Source organism: Nitratidesulfovibrio liaohensis, from assembly GCF_011682075.1.
Lineage (GTDB): Bacteria > Desulfobacterota > Desulfovibrionia > Desulfovibrionales > Desulfovibrionaceae > Cupidesulfovibrio > Cupidesulfovibrio liaohensis.
The window spans coordinates 1-2,638 of sequence record NZ_VSMK01000391.1; the positions used below are offsets into that span (position 1 = coordinate 1).

General features: G+C 68.1%; 1 protein-coding gene. It reads left to right on the plus strand.

Annotation, left to right across the window (positions count from 1 at the left end):
- Positions 1–115 precede the first annotated feature (115 nt).
- Positions 116–2,638: DNA mismatch repair protein MutS (gene mutS / locus FVW27_RS12810; RefSeq protein ID WP_167125701.1), on the plus strand; the 2,523-nt coding region annotated here is incomplete at its 3' end.

The window sequence follows — 2,638 nt, forward strand, 5'->3', positions numbered from 1 at the left end:
GGACGCCACGTCCGGCCCCAGTTCCGGCACTGCCAGCCTGGCGCGCAACGCATCGCGCCTGGCCGGGGCCACCACGGCGGCGACTGCCCGCGCCAACCCGTCCCGGCTCACCCCCATGTTCGAGCAGTACCTGCGCATCAAGGACGACTATCCGGATGCGCTGCTGCTCTACCGCATGGGCGACTTCTACGAAATGTTCTTCGACGATGCGGAAACGGCGGCGCGCGAACTGCAGATCGCCCTCACCTGCCGCAACCCCAACGCCGACCTGCGCGTGCCCATGTGCGGCGTGCCCCACCATTCGGTGGAAGGGTACATCACCCAACTGCTGGAAAAGGGCTTCAAGGTGGCCCTGTGCGACCAGATAGAAGACCCGCGCGAGGCCAAGGGGCTGGTCAAGCGCGCCGTCACCCGCGTGCTGACCCCCGGCACGGTGGTGGAGGACGCCAACCTCGACGCCAAGGGCCACAATTATCTGGGCGCGCTGTTCTGGGACGAGGACAAGGAGGCGGGCGGCTTTGCCTGGCTCGATTTTTCCACGGGCGAATGGTCGGGCCTGCATGCGAAAAAGGCCGCCGACCTGTGGCAGTGGGTGCGCAAGATGCAGCCCCGCGAACTGCTGGTGACCGAGAACGCACAGGTGCCCTCGTCCATGTCGCTCACCGCCACCCAGGTGGTGCGGGTGCCGGGCCGGGCACCCTTCGACCTCAAGGCAGCAACGGAACGGCTGCTGCACGCCCAGGGCGTGCGCGACACCGGCGCGCTGGGTCTTGAAGGAAAGGATGAACTCGTCCGTTCCTGCGGGGCGCTGCTGGCATATGTCGTGCAAACCCAGAAGCAGGACATCATCCACCTTGCGCCGTTCCGCCCCCTGAACCTGGGCCGCCACCTCATCGTCGATGAAGTGACGGAGCGCAATCTGGAAATCTTCCGCCGCCTGGATGGCCGCAAGGGGCCGGGCACGCTGTGGCACGTGTTGGACCACACCCAGACCCCCATGGGGGGCCGACTGCTGGAAGAACGCCTGCGCCACCCCTGGCGCGAAATGAGCCCCATAGAGGAAACCCAGGCGGCGGTGAGCTGGCTGTACGAGCGCGACGACACCCGGCGCGACCTGCGGGCCGGGCTGGACGAGGTGTACGACCTTGAACGGCTGACCACGCGCATCTTCCTGAACCGCGCCGCCCCCAAGGATTACGTGGCCCTGCGCCAGAGCCTGGCCGCCCTCCCCAAGGTGCGCGGCGTGCTGGAACGGCCGGAAACGCCCCACGGCAGCTACCCCACCGACGGAGAGGCGCGCGGCGATGGCCGCCCCCCTTTCCTGCGCGCGGCGCTGAAGGGCTGGGACGACCTGTCCGACTATTTCGACCTGCTGGAACGCGCACTGGTGGACAGCCCGCCCCATCTGGTCACCGAAGGCGGGCTGTTCCGGCCCGGCTTCCACGCCGAACTGGACGAACTGCTCGACCTTACCGAACACGGCGAGAACATGTTGCAGCAACTGCTGGCGGAAGAACAGGCCGCCAGCGGGCTGCCAAAGCTCAAGCTGGGGTTCAACCGGGTGTTCGGCTACTACTTCGAGCTGTCACGCACCGCGTCCGACGCCGTGCCCGAGCACTTCGTGCGCCGCCAGACCCTGGCCAACGCCGAACGCTTCACCACCCCGCGCCTGAAGGAATTGGAGGAAAAGCTGGTTTCGGCCAGCGACCGCCGCAAGTCGCTGGAATACAAATTGTTCCAGAAGCTGCGCGAAACCGTGTCCGAGGCGCGCCCCCGCGTGTTGTTCATGGCCGACCTGCTTGCGGGCTTCGATTACTGGCAGAGCCTTGCGGAAACGGCCCGCCGCTGGAACTGGACCCGCCCCGTGCTGGCGCAGGATACCGACCTCCTGATCCGCGAAGGCCGCCACCCCGTGGTGGAGGCCATGCAGGGCAGCGCCAACTTCATCCCCAACGACCTGCGCATGGACGAGGCCCGGCGACTGCTGCTGATCACCGGCCCCAACATGGCGGGCAAATCCACCGTACTGCGCCAGACGGCCATCATCTGCCTGCTGGCCCAGATGGGCTCGTTCGTGCCCGCGCGCGAGGCGCGCCTCGGCATCGCCGACCGGGTATTCTCGCGGGTGGGGGCATCGGACAACCTGGCGCAGGGGCAGTCCACCTTCATGGTGGAAATGATGGAGACCGCGCGCATCCTGCGCCAGGCGGGCAAGCGCAGCCTGGTCATCCTGGACGAGATCGGGCGCGGCACCAGCACCTTCGACGGCCTGGCCCTGGCCTGGGCCGTGGTGGAAGAACTGGCCCGCCGCGCGGGCGGCACCATCCGCACCCTGTTCGCCACCCACTACCACGAGCTGACGGCGCTGGAAGGGCGCATCCCCGGTGTGCACAACATGAACATCGCCATCCGCGAATGGGGCGGCGAAATCGTGTTCCTGCGCCGTCTGGTGCCCGGCCCGTCCGACCGCAGCTACGGCATCGAGGTGGCCCGGCTTGCCGGGGTGCCGCAGCCGGTGGTACAGCGCGCACGGGAACTGCTGCACGAACTGGAAAAAGCCCGCGACGGCAGGGGCGAAGCCCCCCGCGCCGCACGCGCCGTGCTGCCGGGGCTGGACATGCCCGAACCGAAGCAGGCC